The organism is Cognatilysobacter bugurensis, from assembly GCF_014652095.1.
In the GTDB taxonomy this organism is placed as follows: domain Bacteria; phylum Pseudomonadota; class Gammaproteobacteria; order Xanthomonadales; family Xanthomonadaceae; genus Cognatilysobacter; species Cognatilysobacter bugurensis.
The window spans coordinates 433,047-449,120 of sequence record NZ_BMYD01000002.1; the positions used below are offsets into that span (position 1 = coordinate 433,047).

Here is a 16,074-nt window from a genome sequence, read left to right on the forward strand (position 1 = left end):
GCAGCGCAGGACGACGTGGCCCCGTCGAGCGATCACAGCGCAGCAGACTCACCTCGGGCCCGAGCGGCGATCGATCCCGCAGCGTGCGTCATCGTTCGCGGGGAAGATTCGACCGCGATGCCCGACGAGCCGGGGCGTCACATGTCGACCGGGCGCGCGCCTAATTTTGGTGCGTCCGCGAGCGGCCACCGCCCGGCATCCGCCCGCGTGCTCATGGTCCAAGGCTGCACGTCGGACGCCGGCAAGAGCACGCTCGTCGCCGCGCTGTGCCGCTGGGCGCGGCGGCGGGGGCTGCGCATTGCGCCGTTCAAGCCGCAGAACATGGCGCTCAACTCCGCCGTGACCGTCGACGGCGGCGAGATCGGCCGCGCGCAGGCAGTACAGGCGCAGGCGGCCGGCCTGGCGCCGCACACCGACTTCAACCCGGTGCTGCTCAAGCCGAACACCGACACCGGCGCGCAGGTGATCATCCACGGCCATCCCATCGGCAACATGGATGCGCGCGGTTACCACGACTACAAGCGCATCGCGTTCGACGCGGTGCTGGCCTCGCATGAACGGCTGGTGGCGAGCTACGACACGGTCATCGTCGAAGGCGCCGGCAGCCCTGCCGAGATCAACCTGCGCGATCGCGACATCGCAAACATGGGCTACGCCGAAGCAGTGGACTGCCCGGTGATCCTTGTGGCCGATATCGACCGCGGCGGCGTGTTCGCGCACCTCGTCGGCACCCTCGCGCTGCTGTCGGCCAGCGAGCGCGCGCGGGTCGCTGGCTTCGTCATCAACCGGTTCCGTGGCGACATCGCGCTGCTGCAGCCGGGGCTGGACTGGCTCGAACGCGAGACCGGCAAGCCCGTGCTCGGCGTGCTGCCGTACCTGCACGGGTTGCATCTCGAGGCCGAGGACGCCGTCGCGCACGAAGGCGTCGCGACCGCAGGGCACCGCCTGCGCGTCGTGGTGCCCGTGCTGCCGCGCATCAGCAACCACACCGATTTCGATGCCCTGCGCGCGCATCCGCAGGTTGACGCGGTGTTCGTGCCGCCCGGCGAACCGCTGCCGCCCTGCGAGCTCGTGATCCTGCCGGGCTCCAAGTCGACCCGCAGCGACCTGGCTTGCCTGCGCGCGCACGGCTGGGACGACGCGATCGCACGCCACCTGCGCTACGGCGGCCGCGTGCTCGGCATCTGCGGCGGGCTGCAGATGCTCGGGCGCGCCGTGCACGACCCGCTTGGCATCGAAGGCGCGGCCGGCTCGAGCGACGGGCTTGGCTGGCTGGATCTGGAAACCACGCTCGCGCCGACCAAGCAGCTGCGTAACGTGACCGGCCGCCTCGCGATGTCGGGCATCGACGCACCGGTGCGCGGCTACGAGATCCATTGCGGCGTGAGCGAGGGCGCTGCGCTCGGGCGGCCGTTCGCGCAGCTCGACGACGGTCGCCCCGACGGTGCGTGCTCCGCCGATGGGCGCGTGCTGGGCACCTACCTGCACGGCCCGTTCGACGATCCCGACGCGTTGCAGGCGTTGCTGCACTGGGCCGGTTTCGAGAATGCAACGCGCCTCGACATGCGCGCACTGCGCGAAGACAGCCTCGAGCGCCTTGCCGACACCGTCGATGCGCACCTCGACACCGGCGCACTGCTGCGCCTGTTCACGCCGGAGGCCGCATGCGCAGCCTGATCCTCGGCGGCGCGCGGTCGGGCAAAAGCGCGCTCGCCGAACGCTGGGCCACCGCCAGCGGGCTCGACGTCGTTTACATCGCGACCGCCGAGCGCCGCGATGGTGAGATGGACGCGCGCATCGACACGCATCGCGCGCGCCGTCCGGCGCACTGGGGCTGCATCGAAACGCCGCTCGCGCTCGCCGACGCGCTGCGCACGCACGATCGCGCACACCGCTGCGTGCTCGTCGATTGCCTCACGCTGTGGCTGTCGAACCTGCTCGCGCTCGATGACGCACAGCGTTATGCCTACGAGCGCGATGCCCTGCTCGACGCGGTCGCCACCGCGCGCGGCGAGTTGCTGCTGGTCAGCAACGAGGTCGGCCTCGGCATCGTGCCGATGGGCGAGCTCACACGGCGCTTCGTCGACGAAGCCGGGCGGCTGCACCAGGCGCTCGGGGACCGTTGCGAGCGCGTCGTCTTCACCGCCGCGGGACTGCCGCTTTTTCTGAAGGGAACTGCATGAACACCTCCGTCGCCGCACCGCCCGACGCGCCCGCCACCGACGCGAGATGGTGGTCGGCCGAATGCCCGGCGCCGGACGCCGGCTGGGCCGATGCGGCACTTCGACGGCAGGCGCAGCTGACCAAGCCGCCGGGCTCGTTGGGTGAACTCGAGACGCTTGCCGTGCGGCTGGCCTCGCTGCAGGCGACGGCAACACCGGGTGCGGACCGCGTCTGGATCAGCGTGTTCGCGGCCGACCACGGCGTGGCCGCCGAGGGCGTCAGCGCGTTCCCGCAGGCGGTGACCGGCGAGATGGTGCGCAACTTCGCGAGCGGCGGCGCGGCGGTCAGCGTGCTCGCGCGCGCGCTCGGCGCCACGCTCGAAGTCGTCAACCTCGGCACGGTGAACGACCCGGGCGAGATCGCGGGCGTACGCCGCGCGGTGATCGCGCCGTCCACCGCGAACTTCTGTGAGCAGCCGGCGATGACCGACGCGCAACTGCAGGCCGCGCTCGCGGCCGGTGCGCGCAGCGTGCAGAACGCGGTCGCCGCACGCGCGCAGCTGTTCATCGGCGGCGAGATGGGCATCGGCAACACCACCTCGGCCGCGGCGCTGGCCTGCGCGCTGCTCGACGCGCCCGCATCGGCGCTCGCGGGCGCAGGCACCGGCCTCGACGGCGCCGGCATCTCGCACAAGGCGCAGGTCATCGAGCGCGCGCTCGCACGCCACGCGGGCAACGCCTCGGCGCTGCGGTTGCTGGCGTGCCTGGGCGGATTCGAAATCGCCGCGCTGACCGGCGCGTACATCGCCGCGGCGCAGTCACGCCTGCCGGTGCTCGTCGATGGCTTCATCGCGACCGCCGCCGCACTCGCGGCCGTGCGCCTCAATCCCGGCTGTCGTGACTGGATGCTGTTCGCGCATCGCTCTCACGAGCAGGGCCACGGCGCGCTGCTGCAGGCGCTGTCGGCGCGTCCGCTGCTGGATCTGGGGCTGCGGCTGGGCGAGGGCAGCGGTGCGGCGGTGGCCGTGCCGCTGCTGCGCAGTGCATGCGCCCTGCACAACGGCATGGCGACGTTCGCCCAGGCCGGCGTGTCGACCGCATGAGCGCAGGCGAGCCGACGATGCGCATCGACCTGCTGCGCCACGGCGACACCGGCCAGCGCAGTTACCGCGGGCAGCTCGACGACGCGCTCACCGAACTCGGCTGGAGCCAGCTGCGCGAGGCCGTTATCGGCCGGCATTGGGACCGCATTGTCGCCTCGCCGATGCGCCGCTGCGCGGAGTTCGCACGCGAACTCGCACAGGCCCGCGGCCTGCCGCTCACGCTCGACGCGCGGCTCATGGAGTACCACTTCGGCGACTGGCAGGGTGTGCCGATCGAGGATCTGGCGGACCAGCAGGCCGAAGCGCTCGCTCGCTTCTGGGCCGATCCGGTCGCGAACCCTCCACCGGGCGCCGAAACCTTCGCCGCGTTCGGCACGCGTCTCGCGGCAGCGCTGGACGACATCGCACGCACCTGCGGGAATCGGCGTGTCCTGGTGGTCACCCACGGCGGTGCAATCCGGTGGCTGCGCTGCGTGGCCGAGAGGCGCGACTTCGGCGACATGGCCGGCATCGACGTGCCGCACGCATTGCTGCATCCGGTCGCGTGGCCCGTGCCGCAGGTGCGGACGAGCGACTGCGTGGATATGGCCTGCGGCTGAAGCGCGGCTTGCGGGCCGCGCCCGCCTTGCGGAGCAGCAGTCCGATGCCTTCGGCGGCCGTCGATCGGCATTCGCGCCGTGCTCCCGGCTGCCTGGCAACGCGGCCGGTGCCTGGCGCCGGGCTATCGCCATTCCGGGGCTCGTGGCGCTGCCGTCCGCATTGCGACGACGCGGATGCCGCGACGACTCGGCGCAACGGGTGAAACCGCGACGGGTGAAACCGCGACGCGCTGGCCGACCGGCCGAGCTCGCCCGGCGCATCACTCTTGCCTGCAGCGCCGTCGGCGCCCAGGGCGGATGCACCCGGTGTGCGGTCAGAGTCGGCAAACGGCCCGGGTCACCCATTCGCCACGGCCGCTCACCGCGGTCCGCGGCAGGCGCCTGCGGGATGAGCGCCCGCTGGCGCGTGGCCTGCAGCGACTACTTCGCGGCGCCCCAGACCTGCTCCAGGCGCTGGTCGCGGCCGCAGTTCCAGCGGTAGAACTTGTAGCGCTTCGGGTTCTTGACGTAGTAGTCCTGGTGGTAATCCTCGGCCGGGTAGAACCGCGTCGACGCGAGGATCTCGGTCGCGATCGGCCGGTCGAACCGGCCGGACGCCTGCAGTCCGCCTTTGGTCGCTTCAGCCAGGCGCTTCTGCTCGGCATTGCCGTAGAAGATCGCGCTGCGGTACTGCGGTCCCGCATCGCAGAACTGGCGGTTCACGGCGACGGGGTCGATGTTGCGCCAGAACACATTGAGCAGGGTCTGGTAGTCGACCTTGCTCGGGTCGTAACGCACCTGCACCGCTTCGATGTGATCGGTGGTGCCGGAGGAGACCCGCTCGTAGGTCGCGTCCCCGGCCTTGCCGCCGATGTAGCCGGACGTGGTCGAGATAACGCCTGGCAGCTTGTCGTACGGCGGCTCCATGCACCAGAAACAGCCGCCTGCGAAGACCGCCACTGCGGTGCTCGGTGCGGCGGGCTTTGCCGGTGCCGCCCGCTGGGCGCTGTCGCTCTGGGCGCAGGCGCCGAGCGTGACGAACATGAGGGCCGCGCCGAGCGCAGGCGAGAACCGGAGCACGCGTTGCGGCCAGCGCGGGGCCGTGGATCGAGTGGTGTCGGACATGGTCAACCTCGCAGTGCTGGAAGCGGTTGGCCGCGCGGCACGAAGTTCAGCGCGACGCCGTTGTTGCACCAGCGCTCGCCTCGTGGCCGCGGGCCATCGTCGAAGATATGCCCCTGGTGCCCGCCGCAGCGTGCGCAGTGGTACTCGGTGCGCGGCAGGATCAGCTTGTAATCGGTGCTCACGCCGGTGTGGCCGGCGATCGACCGCGTGAAGCTCGGCCAGCCCGTGCCGCTGTCGAACTTGTACTCGCTGAGGAACAGCGGCAGATAGCAGGCGGCGCAGACGAAGGTGCCGGCGCGCTGTTCCCGATCCAGCGGGCTGCTGCCGGCGCGCTCGGTGCCCTCTTCGAACAGGACCTCGAACTCCGCGGCGCTGAGCCGCTCACGCCAGTAGCGGTCCGGATGCTTGAGCGGGACGACGGCAGCGCCTGCGGCGGCGGCCGTGGCGATCGGAGCAGCAGCGCGCGAGCAGCCGCTGAAAAGCGACACGGCGGCCGCGCCTGCGATGCCTTGTAGCAAGGTGCGACGGTTCATCGAATCATTCCCGGCCAATAGGTCTACACAGACCCCTTTTACGGACAATTCGTTCCGGCGGATTCGACCGTGTGCGTTTCAAGGGCCCCCAGCGCCGGGCGCGATTCAGATTCGCGAGCCCGAGAGCTGCATACGCCGCACGTCCAACGCAACCGTGCAACGGCGAGCCACGTAAGCTTCAGTAGCTTCGGCACTGCATGCATCGATTCGCTCGGCGTGATCGCGCACGCGGCAGGCAGATTGCGGTGCCGACACCGCCGCCCACACGACGCCACGAGGAGCGCGCATGGCAGGTCCCACCACATCGCGTTGGCGCTGGGCCCTGCTGCTGGCGGTCGGCGGTCTCGTCGCATGGGCGGTGCTCGGCGGCGCAGCCGAAGCCTTGACCCTGGCGAACCTGAAAGCCCGCCAGGTCGGACTCATGGCGTGGGTCGACGGCCACGCCGCGCTCGCGGCGGCCCTGTTCTTCGGCGTGTACGTCGCGGTGGCGGCCGCGTCACTGCCCGGTGCGGCGGTGATGACGCTCGCGGCGGGCGCGTTGTTCGGCGTTGCACAGGGCCTGCTGCTGGTCTCGTTCGCGAGCACGATTGGCGCGTCGCTCGCGTTTCTGTTCGCGCGCTTCGTGCTGCGCGACAGCCTGCGCGAGCGCTACGGCGAGCGGCTGCGCAAGCTCGACGCCGGCATCGAGCGCGACGGCGCGTTCTACCTGTTCACGCTGCGGCTGGTGCCGCTGTTTCCGTTCTTCCTCGTCAACCTGCTGGCCGGACTGACGCCGCTCCGCCTGCGCACGTTCTACTGGGTCAGCCAGCTCGGCATGCTGCCCGGCACGCTCGCGTACGTGTACGCCGGCACGCAACTCGCGCAGATCGACTCGCCGGGCGACGTGCTGTCGCCCGGGCTGCTGGCGGCGTTCGTGCTGCTCGGGCTTATGCCGCTGTCGATGCGCTGGCTCACGCGCTGGCTGGCCGCGCGCCGCGTGTATCGCGGTTACACGAAGCCCAAGCGCTTCGACTACAACGTGATCGTTATCGGCGCGGGCTCGGCCGGGCTGGTGTCGGCGTACATCGGTGCTGCAGTCAATGCGAAGGTCGCGTTGATCGAGAAGCACCGCATGGGCGGTGACTGCCTCAACACCGGCTGCGTGCCGTCCAAGGCGCTGCTGCGAACGGCGAGGCTGCTCGCCGAAGCGCGCGACAGCAAGCGCTACGGCGTGGGCCGGATGGCCGTGGAGTTCGATTTCGCCGCTGCGATGGATCGCGTGCAGGACGTCATCCGCCGGATCGAACCGCACGATTCGCCCGAGCGTTACACCGGGCTTGGTGTCGACGTGATCCACGGCGAGGCCCGACTCATTTCGCCGTGGGAGGTCGAGGTCGACGGCCGCCGGCTCAGCGCGCGCAGCCTCATCCTCGCCACCGGCGCGCGGCCGCAGGTGCCGCCGATCGACGGCCTCGACACGGTGGCGTACTTCACCAGTGATTCGGTGTGGAGCCTGCGGGCGCTTCCGCGGCGGATGGTCGTGCTCGGCGGCGGGCCGATCGGCTGCGAACTCGCGCAGGCGTTCGCACGATTCGGCAGCGAGGTCGTCCTCGTCGAGCGCGGCGCGCGACTGCTTGCGCGTGAGGACGCGGACGCGTCGGCTGCGGTCGAGTCGCAGCTGCAGGCCGACGGCGTCCGCATCCTGACCGCGCACGATGCAGTCCGCGTCGAGTCGCGAGGCGCGGGCGGACGACTCATCTGCACGCACGGAGAGGGCGACGTCACGGTCGAATTCGACGCCCTGCTGCTCGCGCTGGGGCGCACGCCGAATGTCGAAGGATTCGGGCTTGCCGAACTCGGCATCGCGCTGGACGCGGGCAAGCGGATCGAGGCCGACGCGTTGCTGCGCACGAACTTCCCGAACATCCACGTCTGCGGCGACGTCACCGGGCCGTTCCAGTTCACCCATGTGGCCGCGCACCAGGCGTGGTACGCCGTGGTGAACGCGCTGCTTGCACCGTTCTGGTCGTTCGATGTCGACTACCGCGTCATTCCGTGGGCGACGTTCACCGAGCCCGAGGTGGCGCGGGTCGGACTGTCGGAAGACGAAGCGAAGCAACGCGGCATCGAGGTCGAAGTCACGCGGTATGGGCTCGACGACCTGGATCGCGCGATCGCAGACGGCGCCGATCGCGGCTTCGTCAAGGTGCTCACCGCGCCCGGCAAGGACCGCATCCTCGGCGCACTCATCGTCGGCGCGCATGCGAGCGACCTACTTGCGGAGTTCGTGCTGGCGATGAAGCACGGCATCGGCCTGAACAAACTGCTCGGCACGATCCACATCTACCCGACGATGAGCGAGGCGAACAAATACGTCGCCGGCAACTGGAAGCGCGCGCATGCGCCGCAGGGCGCGCTGCGCTGGGCCGCGCGGTACTTCGCGTGGCGGCGCGGATGAGTGCGGAGTTGCTGCTCGGCCGGCTGACGGTGGTGATCCCGGTCGGGCCGGGCGACGCGCTCGAGCCGACGCTTCGCACGCAGCTCGCGCAGCTGCCTGCCGCGGCGGAGGTGCGCGTCGTGTTCGCCAGCGAGGCCGATGCCCGCGGCTTTTGCGCGCACACGGCGTTGAGTGGTGGGCCGGCGTGGCATGTGCATGTATCGCCCCCGGGCCGGTCGCTCCAGCAGAACGCCGGTGCGGCCGCGGCGACACGGCCCTGGTTATGGTTTCTGCACGCGGACTCGCGTTTGGCCGACGACACGTTGACCGCGCTCGCGGCGTTCATTCATGCCGATGAGCCGGTGCTGGGCTATTTCGACCTGCGGTTTCTCAACGACGGCCCGCGCTTGATGTGGCTCAACACGCTCGGCACCTGGGTGCGCAGCCGCTGGCTCGGGCTGCCGTTCGGCGATCAGGGGCTGGTGATGCCGCGCGTCATGTTCGAGGGGCTGGGAGGGTTCGACCCCGCGCTGCGATGCGGCGAGGACCACGACCTCGTCTGGCGCGCACGGCGCGCCGGCCGACCGCCGCGCGCCGTGCGGGCATCGCTGTACACGAGCGCACGCAAATACGCCCAGCACGGCTGGGTGCGCACGACGGCGTGGACGCTCACCGAAACCGCACGACAGGTCTGGCGTTTCGCACGCGCCCGGAGCCGGGCATGACGGACGGCGCGATCGCAGTGTTCGTGAAGACGCCGGGCCATTCGCCGCTCAAGACCCGGCTCGCGGCCGAGTGCGGCGCCGCGTACGCTCAAGCCTGGTACGAACGTGCGTGCATCGCCGTTGGCGCGGTGGTGCGCGGCGCGCAGATTGAACTCGGCCTGCGGGCGTACTGGGCCGTTGCGGAAGACGACGCGCTGGAGTCCGACTGCTGGCGCGGATTGCCGGTGATCTCACAGGGCGCAGGCGGTCTCGGTGAGCGCATGTCGCATGTGCATGCGCGGCTGGTGTCCGAGCACCGCAGCGGGATGCTGATCGGCGCCGACGCGCCGCAGGTCACGGTCGAGCTCATCGCGCAGGCAGCGGATTGGTTGCGCGCGCCGGAGCCGCGCCTCGCGCTGGGGCCGGCGAGCGACGGCGGGTTCTGGCTGTTCGGCGGGAACGTCGTGCTCCCTCTGCCAGCCTGGACTGCAACGCGCTACAGCACGCCGCAGACCGCGGACGAGTTCCGCGCGTCATTGGGCGGTTACGGCCGTTGGTGCACGCTGCCCACGCTGACCGATGCGGATCACCGCGGCGATCTGCGCGCGGTGCTGGATGCACTGCGGTCACTGCCGCGCCCGCTGCCCGAGCAGCGCGCACTCGCCGAATGGATGCTTGAACACCGGGACGCGCTTGCATGATCGCGCCGACCTCGAACGCAGCCATGGTCGACTTCCTCATCCGTCACGAAGCCGCGGTGCGCCTGGGCGTCTTCGCCGGCGTGCTGCTGGCGCTTGCCGTCATCGAGCGACGCCTCCCGTTCCGCGGCGATGCACGCCAAGCCGGAGAAGGCCCGCTCACGCGCCGGCAGCGCGCGAACCTGGGCCTCGCGGTGATCGACGCGGCGCTGCTGCGCCTGGCGTTTCCGCTGCTGGCCGTCGCGCTCGCGATCGAACTCGAGCAGCGCAACGCCGGGGTGTTCGGAGCGCTCGACTGGCCCGTGTGGATCGAGGTGCCGCTGGCGGTGCTCGTGTTCGACCTGGCAATTTACTGGCAGCACCGGCTCATGCACCGAGTGCGCTGGTTGTGGCCGCTGCACCGCGTGCACCACAGCGACACCGGCTTCGACGTGAGCACGGGCCTGCGTTTTCATCCAGGGGAAATCGCACTGTCGATGGCGATCAAGCTCGGCCTCGTCGCGGTGCTGGGGCCGGCCCCGGTGGCCGTCGTGCTGTTTGAGATCTGGCTGTCGGCCGGCAGCCTGTTCACGCATGCCGACTTTGCGCTGCCGCCTCGCGTCGAACGCCGCGTGCGCTCGATTGTCGTGACGCCGTCCATGCACCGCATCCATCATTCGATCGTGCGCGCCGAGACCGACAGCAACTTCGGCTTCAACCTCTCGCTGTGGGACCGGATCTTCGGCACCTACCGCGCGGCCGCGCGGGAGCCGGCCGAGCGCATGCCGATCGGGCTGCCGGTCTGGCGCGATGCGTCGGCGCTGGGCCTCATCGCACTGCTGATGCAGCCACTGCGCGCGCCGCCACACATAGAACCACCGGATAGGAACGCTCCCGATGCATGACACCTGGCCCATGCTGCGCGTCAGCGATTTCCCGCGCATCGAGCGCGACCGCATCGACACCCTGCAGCTCAACCTGGGTTATCGCTGCAACCTCAGTTGCATCCACTGCCACGTCGCGGCCGGGCCTCGCCGGACCGAACGCATGGAGCGGGACACGATGGCGCTGGCCCTGGAGGTCGCCGCGCGGCACCGCATCGGCACGCTGGACCTGACCGGCGGCTCGCCCGAAATGAACCCGGACTTCCGTTGGCTGGTCGAAACGGCGCGTTCCGCAGACCTGCACGTGATGGACCGCTTGAACCCGACGATCCTCGAGGAGCCGGGGTACGAGTGGGTCGCGCAATTCCTCGCTGAGCATCGGATCGAGGCGGTCGCATCGCTGCCGTGCTACAGCCAGGCGAACGTCGACGAGCAGCGAGGGCAGGGCGTGTTCGAGGCGTCGATCCGCGCACTGCGCACGCTCAACGAACTCGGCTACGGCGTTGAGGGATCGGGGCTGGTGTTGAACCTGGTCTACAACCCGAACGGTGCGTTCCTCCCGCCGGACCAGGTCGCGCTCGAAGCCGACTACCGGCGCCTGCTCGCGGAGAACTTCGGCATCGTGTTCAACCGGCTGTTCGCGCTGGCGAACATGCCGATCCAGCGCTACGGCTCCTGGCTGCTGTCGAAGGGCAAGTTCCAGCCGTATATGGACACGCTGCGCGAGTCACACGAGGACGCGAACCTCGCAGGCGTGATGTGCCGCTCGCTGATCAGCGTCGATTACCTCGGCCACCTCTACGACTGCGATTTCAACCAGATGTTGCACCTGCCACTCGGCCATGCCGAGCCGGTGCTCTCGGGCCCCGACCGGCCGCACCTGCGCGACCTGCTCCATGCGCCGGTGCCACGCGATATCGCGACCGCCGGGCATTGCTACGGCTGCACGGCCGGGCAGGGCTCGAGCTGCGGCGGCGCGCTCGCCTGAGGCGCGTGGCGCGGTAAAACCCCGCCATGGGATACGCCGTTTGGATGGTCTGCGCACCCGCAGCGATCGATGCTCGTGCGGCGTGCGGCGTGCGGCGTGCGGCGTGCGGCGTGCGGCAGGCCGCGTGACGAGGCACAGAACCGCGCCTGCACGGCGCCGCGGCAGCCGCAGAGGTGGAGTCCCGGTCAATCCCCGTCCGGCTCGCTCTCCGGCTGCAACCGGGCAAGCCGTGCCTCCAGCTCGACCACCCGGGCCTCGAGCACGGCGACGCGCTCGGCCAGCCCCGGGGCGGACGCAGACCGAGGCGCTGCCGAGCCCTCGTCGAGCGCAATCGTGGGTTCGCCGCTGAGCAGGTGCACGTAGCGGTCCTCGCGCTGGCCGCCCTGCCGCGGCAGTTGCCGCACCAGCGGCGGATCGCGCTGGATCAGACGTTCAAGCGCGTACTGGACGTCGTCAATCGACGCGAAGTCCGCGAGGCGCTCGCTGCGCGACGCCAGCTCATGCAGCGTCTGCGGGCCGCGCAGCATCAGCAGCGCGAGCAGCGCCGTCTGCGCGCGGGTCACGCCCATGACCTTCTCGAACCGGTGCTCGTAACGCTCGGCGCGTCCGCTGTGCTGGGACCGCACCCAGCCGCGCACCTCGAGTTGTCGCAGCGCCCGCGCGACGTCGTCGGCGCCGAGCTGCATCGTCGGTTCGCGCGCGGTCTTCTGGTTACAGGCGAGCACGATCGCGTTGCTGGTCAGCGGATATGTGTCCGGCGTCGTGGCCTCCTTCTCGATCAGGCTGCCGAGGATGCGGGCCTCGACGTCGCTGAGTCGTGGGGCAGACGCGCTTTGGGCTGCAGCAGCGTCGGTGTTGGGCGGGGACTCGTCGTTCATCGCAGTGCTCCGCTGCTTTCGCAGCTTGTGTTCAAAGGGGCGACGCGTGATGCGCACCCGCAGGCCGCCGATAACGGGGCGCGACGCCGTCGTTCAGAAGGTGGCGGTGGTCGGCGGCAGGCTGCGTGCACCGCGGTAGACAGGCATGGCCAGCACCATTTCCGCGAGGCTGTGCGCGAGTTCGCGCTCGGCCATCACTGCGGCATCGGCGCCGTGGTCGAGCAGGTGCTTGAGCTCGGTGTCCGAATGCCCGCGAGCCACGACGCTCAGCGCCGGGTTGAGCCCGCGCAAGGTGGCGATGATCTCGCCGGCTTCGAGTGCGTTCGGAATCGCAACCAGCGCGGCGGTGGCCGCCGAGGGGCGAGCTTCCGCAAGCACACGCTCGTTGACCGCGTTGCCTCGCACGGTCGGGTAGTCGTCCGCGCGCGCACGCTCCACGAGCGGCACCTCGCTGTCGATCACCACGACGGGCACGTGCTGCGACCGCAGCAACCGCGCGAGATCGCGGCCGACGCGGCCATAACCGATCACGATCACGTGGTTTGCGGTGTCCGGAGGCACCGCGGCGATAGCCTCCTCGGTGACCGCGGCCGGCTCGTCGGACCGCGCGGCGCGGCGCTCGATCCACGCGATCAGCATCGGGTTCAGCACGATCGACAGCAGCGCGCCGGCGAGCACGAGATCCTGTCCGGTCGTCGGCAGCAGGCCGAGCGCGACGCCGAGGCCGGTGACGATGAACGAAAACTCGCCGATCTGCGCGAGCGTCGCGCCGAGCAGCATCGACGTCGACCGCGGCTTGCCTAGCAGGCGCGCGAGCAGCCCGGCGGCCACGCCATTGCCGAGCACGATGACCGCGAACGTCGCGAGCACCTCGAGCGGCCGCTCGATGAGGATCATCGGGTTGAACAGCATGCCCACCGAGACGAAAAACAGCACCGCGAACGCATCGCGCAGCGGCAGCGTCTCGCTTGCGGCGCGATGGCTGAACTCGGATTCGCTCAGGATGACGCCGGCGAAGAACGCGCCGAGCGCGAACGACACGCCGAACATCGCCGCCGAGCCGTAGGCGACGCCCAGCGCGATGCCGAGCACGCAGAGCGTGAACAGCTCGCGTGAGCCCGTGCCTGCGACGCGTTCGAGCACCCACGGGATCACCCGGCGGCCGACGATCATCATGAATGCGGCGAAGCCGCCGACCTTTGCGACCGTCAGCAGCAGCGTGCCGGCGATCCCTTCGTCGGGCGTCGCGTCGCCGCGCAGCAGCCCGGCGAGCGGGGGCATCAGCACGAGCACGAGCACCATCACGACGTCTTCGACGATGAGCCAGCCGACCGCGATGCGACCGCGCTCACTCTCGACCTGGCCGCGCTCTTCGAGTCCACGCAGCACGACCACCGTGCTGGCGACCGACAGCGACAGGCCGAACACGAGCGCCGCGCCGTTGTCCCACCCGAACAGGCGCCCCAAGCCCCAGCCCAGGAGCGCAGCGACCGTGATCTGCAGGAGCGCGCCCGGGACAACGACCGCCTTGACCGCCATCAGGTCGCGCATCGAGAAGTGCACGCCCACGCCGAACATCAGCAGGATCACGCCAACTTCGGCGAGCTGCGGCGCCATCGTCGCGTCGGCGATGAAGCCCGGCGTGAACGGCCCGATCGCCACGCCCGCCAGCAGGTAGCCCACCAGCGGCGACAGCCGCAGCCGGTGCGCGATGCCACCGAATACGAATGCGAGCACGAAGCCGGCGACGAGCAGTGAGATGAGTGGGGTGTGGTGGGTCAACGGATGGCCGGTAGTCGAAGTGGACGTGGAATCGCTGGAGCGACGGGGCGGGCGGCCCGTGAAGAGGCACGCAGCGGATGCATCGGCCCGCCGCCGCAGGCACCCGACAGCGCGCGGCAGGACAGGATAGCCAGCCAGACGACAGTGCTGTGTCGCTGACGCGGTCAATTGCGTCCGAAAGAGCCGCCATTCGAGCCAGCACGCGTCGCGCTACTGATGCTTCGGCCGCCGATGACCCGCCGAGGGGGCGTCATCGGCAGCGCGGATGGGCATCCGGTTCCGGAACGCCCGGGCCACTCTCGCCTCCGCAGGCCGAATGTCCGGTGCGCCCCGTACAATTGCGCCCATGATTGCTTTCCGTGATTTCGCCCTGCGCCGGGGCGAACGCCTCCTATTGTCCAAAGTCGACCTCACCATGCAGGCGGGCTGGCGCGTGGGCGTCATCGGCCGCAACGGCACCGGCAAGTCCTCGCTGTTTGCCGCGATCCAGGGCGAGCTCGAGTCCGACCTCGGCAACCTCGACATCCCCAATCGCGTGCGCATGGCGAGCGTGGCGCAGGAAACGCCCGCGCTGGACGATCCCGCACTCGACTTCGTGCTCTCCGGCGATGCGCAGGTGCACGCGGCGATCATGGCCGAGCGCGCCGCGGTCGAGGCCGAGGACTGGGAGACGGTGGCCGAATGCCACCACCGGCTCGAAGAGCTCAACGGCTACGACGCCTCCGCGCGCGCCGGCAAGCTGCTGCACGGCCTGGGCTTCTCGCCCGACACGCACGAGCGCGCGGTCAAGGAGTTCTCCGGCGGCTGGCGCGTGCGCCTGAACCTCGCGCGCGCACTGATGACGCCGTCCGACCTGCTGCTGCTCGACGAGCCGACGAACCACCTCGACCTCGACGCCGTGCTCTGGCTCGAGCAGTGGCTGCTCAAGTACCCGGGCACGCTGCTGCTGATCTCGCACGACCGCGAGTTCCTCGACGAGGTCACCACGCACACGCTGCACCTCAACGACGGCAAGGCGAAGCTCTACGTCGGCAACTTCACCGCGTTCGAGCGCCAGCGCGCCGAGCACCTGCGCCTGCAGCAGATCACGCACGAGAAGGCGCAGGCCGAGCGCGCGCACCTGCAAAGCTTCATCGACCGCTTCAGCGCGAGCGCGGCGAAGGCGAAGCAGGCGCAGTCACGCGTCAAACGTCTTGCCAAGATGCAGGACACCGAAGCGGTGCGCGCCGAGCGCACACTGCGCATCGAATTCCCTGCGCCGGCCAAGCTGCCGCATGCGTTGCTGCGCCTCGTCGATGCCGACTGCGGCTACGGCGAGCACGTCGTGCTCGACCAGGTCAGCCTGATCCTCGAAGCCGGCGACCGCGTGGCGCTGCTCGGGCCGAACGGCGCGGGCAAGTCGACGCTGGTCAAGTCGCTGGTCGGCGAGCTCGACCTGCTCACCGGCGAGCGCGGCGGCCATCCGGACCTGCGCATCGGCTACTTCGCGCAGCACACGGTCGAATCCCTGCGAAAGGGCGCGACGCCGATCGATCACCTCATGGACATCGCGCCCGGCGTTGCCACGCAGCAGCTGCGCGACTTCCTCGGCAAGTGGAACTTCCCGGGCGATCGCGCGTTCGAGTCGGTCGACAGCTTCTCGGGCGGCGAGCGCGCACGCCTCGCACTCGCGATGATCGCGTGGCGCAAGCCGAACGTGCTGCTGCTCGACGAGCCGACGAACCATCTGGATCTCGACATGCGCGAAGCGCTCGCCGAGGCGCTCGGCGGCTTCGACGGCGCGATCGTGCTCGTCTCGCACGACCGGCATCTCATCGGCCTCGTCTGCGACACGTTCTGGCGCGTCGCCGACGGCGTCGCGGTTCCGTTCGACGGCGATCTCGACGAATACGCGAGCTGGCTGCGCACGCGCGACAACAGCGCTGACGGCAAGGTCCGGCCCGGCAAGTCCGCACCGGTCGAACCGGCGCCCGTCGTCCCCGCGACGCCCGCGAAAGCCGCGCCGAAGATCAACCCGCACAAGCTCGCAAAGGCCGAGGCGCGCGTGGCCGAGCTCGAGTCGAAGCTGCACACGCTCGACCTCGACCTGGCTGACCCGGACGTTTACGCCGGCGGCACCACGAACGCTGCCGAGCTCGCGCGGCAGCGTGATGCGGTCGCGGCTGAACTCGAGCGTGCGGAGGGCGAGCTGCTCGCGCTGTACGACGGCGCCTGAGCGACGCAAATAGCCCCGGCGCAGTGCGT

General features: G+C 70.2%; 14 protein-coding genes. 10 read left to right on the plus strand and 4 right to left on the minus strand.

The genetic code is table 11. From position 1 onward, the window contains the following. Positions 1-141: 141 nt before the first annotated feature. The 4 genes from IE075_RS15655 to IE075_RS09085 are packed head-to-tail and all read left to right on the plus strand — an operon-like array spanning position 142 to position 3,864. Entirely contained in the window at positions 142-1,677 is a 1,536-nt protein-coding gene (locus tag IE075_RS15655) for a cobyric acid synthase (protein WP_343224902.1), read from the plus strand. Continuing rightward, positions 1,665-2,183 (plus strand): bifunctional adenosylcobinamide kinase/adenosylcobinamide-phosphate guanylyltransferase, encoded by a 519-nt coding sequence (gene cobU / locus IE075_RS09075; RefSeq protein ID WP_189455627.1) that lies wholly within the window; start codon positions 1,665-1,667, stop codon positions 2,181-2,183. Before IE075_RS15655 ends, cobU begins: the two co-directional genes overlap by 13 nt. Next, positions 2,180-3,265: a nicotinate-nucleotide--dimethylbenzimidazole phosphoribosyltransferase gene (gene cobT / locus IE075_RS09080; protein WP_189455630.1), complete on the plus strand. Its 1,086-nt coding sequence runs from the start codon at positions 2,180-2,182 to the stop codon at positions 3,263-3,265. The genes cobU and cobT overlap by 4 nt, the downstream gene beginning before the upstream one ends. Then, a complete protein-coding gene (locus tag IE075_RS09085) occupies positions 3,262-3,864 on the plus strand; it encodes a histidine phosphatase family protein (protein ID WP_229792426.1) in 603 nt (200 codons plus the stop codon). Before cobT ends, IE075_RS09085 begins: the two co-directional genes overlap by 4 nt. A 420-nt stretch (positions 3,865-4,284) precedes the next feature. Here IE075_RS09085 and msrA read toward each other — a convergent pair whose 3' ends face one another. Next, positions 4,285-4,968: a peptide-methionine (S)-S-oxide reductase MsrA gene (gene msrA / locus IE075_RS09090; RefSeq protein WP_229792427.1), complete on the minus strand. Its 684-nt coding sequence runs from the start codon at positions 4,966-4,968 to the stop codon at positions 4,285-4,287. A 2-nt stretch (positions 4,969-4,970) separates the two neighbouring features. After that, positions 4,971-5,501: a peptide-methionine (R)-S-oxide reductase MsrB gene (msrB, locus tag IE075_RS09095; protein WP_189455632.1), complete on the minus strand. Its 531-nt coding sequence runs from the start codon at positions 5,499-5,501 to the stop codon at positions 4,971-4,973. A 286-nt stretch (positions 5,502-5,787) separates the two neighbouring features. Here msrB and IE075_RS09100 point away from each other — a divergent pair, with 286 nt between their 5' ends. The 5 genes from IE075_RS09100 to arsS are packed head-to-tail and all read left to right on the plus strand — an operon-like array spanning position 5,788 to position 11,170. After that, positions 5,788-7,938 carry an FAD-dependent oxidoreductase gene (locus IE075_RS09100; protein WP_189455635.1) on the plus strand — a complete coding sequence of 717 codons (2,151 nt, stop codon included), beginning with the start codon at positions 5,788-5,790 and terminating at the stop codon, positions 7,936-7,938. Continuing rightward, positions 7,935-8,642 carry a glycosyltransferase gene (locus tag IE075_RS09105; protein WP_189455638.1) on the plus strand — a complete coding sequence of 236 codons (708 nt, stop codon included), beginning with the start codon at positions 7,935-7,937 and terminating at the stop codon, positions 8,640-8,642. Before IE075_RS09100 ends, IE075_RS09105 begins: the two co-directional genes overlap by 4 nt. After that, a complete protein-coding gene (locus IE075_RS09110) occupies positions 8,639-9,322 on the plus strand; it encodes a TIGR04282 family arsenosugar biosynthesis glycosyltransferase (RefSeq protein ID WP_189455640.1) in 684 nt (227 codons plus the stop codon). Before IE075_RS09105 ends, IE075_RS09110 begins: the two co-directional genes overlap by 4 nt. Beyond that, the gene (locus IE075_RS09115; protein WP_229792428.1) at positions 9,319-10,203 is read left to right on the plus strand and encodes a sterol desaturase family protein; all 885 of its coding nucleotides are present in this window, start codon (positions 9,319-9,321) and stop codon (positions 10,201-10,203) included. The genes IE075_RS09110 and IE075_RS09115 overlap by 4 nt, the downstream gene beginning before the upstream one ends. Further along, entirely contained in the window at positions 10,196-11,170 is a 975-nt protein-coding gene (arsS, locus tag IE075_RS09120; RefSeq protein ID WP_189455642.1) for an arsenosugar biosynthesis radical SAM (seleno)protein ArsS, read from the plus strand. Before IE075_RS09115 ends, arsS begins: the two co-directional genes overlap by 8 nt. Positions 11,171-11,355: 185 nt before the next feature. Here arsS and IE075_RS09125 read toward each other — a convergent pair whose 3' ends face one another. Beyond that, on the minus strand, positions 11,356-12,048 hold the full coding sequence (locus tag IE075_RS09125) for a YceH family protein (RefSeq protein ID WP_189455645.1): 693 nt from the start codon (positions 12,046-12,048) through the stop codon (positions 11,356-11,358). Positions 12,049-12,141: 93 nt separating this feature from the next. Continuing rightward, positions 12,142-13,830 carry a monovalent cation:proton antiporter-2 (CPA2) family protein gene (locus IE075_RS09130; protein WP_189455647.1) on the minus strand — a complete coding sequence of 563 codons (1,689 nt, stop codon included), beginning with the start codon at positions 13,828-13,830 and terminating at the stop codon, positions 12,142-12,144. A 346-nt stretch (positions 13,831-14,176) separates the two neighbouring features. Between IE075_RS09130 and IE075_RS09135 the strand changes: the two genes are divergently transcribed. After that, positions 14,177-16,045 carry an ABC-F family ATP-binding cassette domain-containing protein gene (locus IE075_RS09135; RefSeq protein WP_189455649.1) on the plus strand — a complete coding sequence of 623 codons (1,869 nt, stop codon included), beginning with the start codon at positions 14,177-14,179 and terminating at the stop codon, positions 16,043-16,045. Positions 16,046-16,074 lie beyond the last annotated feature (29 nt).

Excerpts from the sequence above, each read along its gene's own strand:
- IE075_RS15655 (WP_343224902.1), top strand. The coding sequence starts at position 142 with ATGTCGACCGGGCGCGCGCCTAATTTTGGTGCGTCCGCGAGCGGCCAC.
- msrB (WP_189455632.1), bottom strand. The coding sequence starts at position 5,501 with ATGAACCGTCGCACCTTGCTACAAGGCATCGCAGGCGCGGCCGCCGTG.
- cobU (WP_189455627.1), top strand. The coding sequence starts at position 1,665 with ATGCGCAGCCTGATCCTCGGCGGCGCGCGGTCGGGCAAAAGCGCGCTC.
- IE075_RS09085 (WP_229792426.1), top strand. The coding sequence starts at position 3,262 with ATGAGCGCAGGCGAGCCGACGATGCGCATCGACCTGCTGCGCCACGGC.
- arsS (WP_189455642.1), top strand. The coding sequence starts at position 10,196 with ATGCATGACACCTGGCCCATGCTGCGCGTCAGCGATTTCCCGCGCATC.
- cobT (WP_189455630.1), top strand. The coding sequence starts at position 2,180 with ATGAACACCTCCGTCGCCGCACCGCCCGACGCGCCCGCCACCGACGCG.
- IE075_RS09125 (WP_189455645.1), bottom strand. The coding sequence starts at position 12,048 with ATGAACGACGAGTCCCCGCCCAACACCGACGCTGCTGCAGCCCAAAGC.
- IE075_RS09115 (WP_229792428.1), top strand. The coding sequence starts at position 9,319 with ATGATCGCGCCGACCTCGAACGCAGCCATGGTCGACTTCCTCATCCGT.
- msrA (WP_229792427.1), bottom strand. The coding sequence starts at position 4,968 with ATGTCCGACACCACTCGATCCACGGCCCCGCGCTGGCCGCAACGCGTG.
- IE075_RS09110 (WP_189455640.1), top strand. The coding sequence starts at position 8,639 with ATGACGGACGGCGCGATCGCAGTGTTCGTGAAGACGCCGGGCCATTCG.
- IE075_RS09100 (WP_189455635.1), top strand. The coding sequence starts at position 5,788 with ATGGCAGGTCCCACCACATCGCGTTGGCGCTGGGCCCTGCTGCTGGCG.
- IE075_RS09105 (WP_189455638.1), top strand. The coding sequence starts at position 7,935 with ATGAGTGCGGAGTTGCTGCTCGGCCGGCTGACGGTGGTGATCCCGGTC.
- IE075_RS09135 (WP_189455649.1), top strand. The coding sequence starts at position 14,177 with ATGATTGCTTTCCGTGATTTCGCCCTGCGCCGGGGCGAACGCCTCCTA.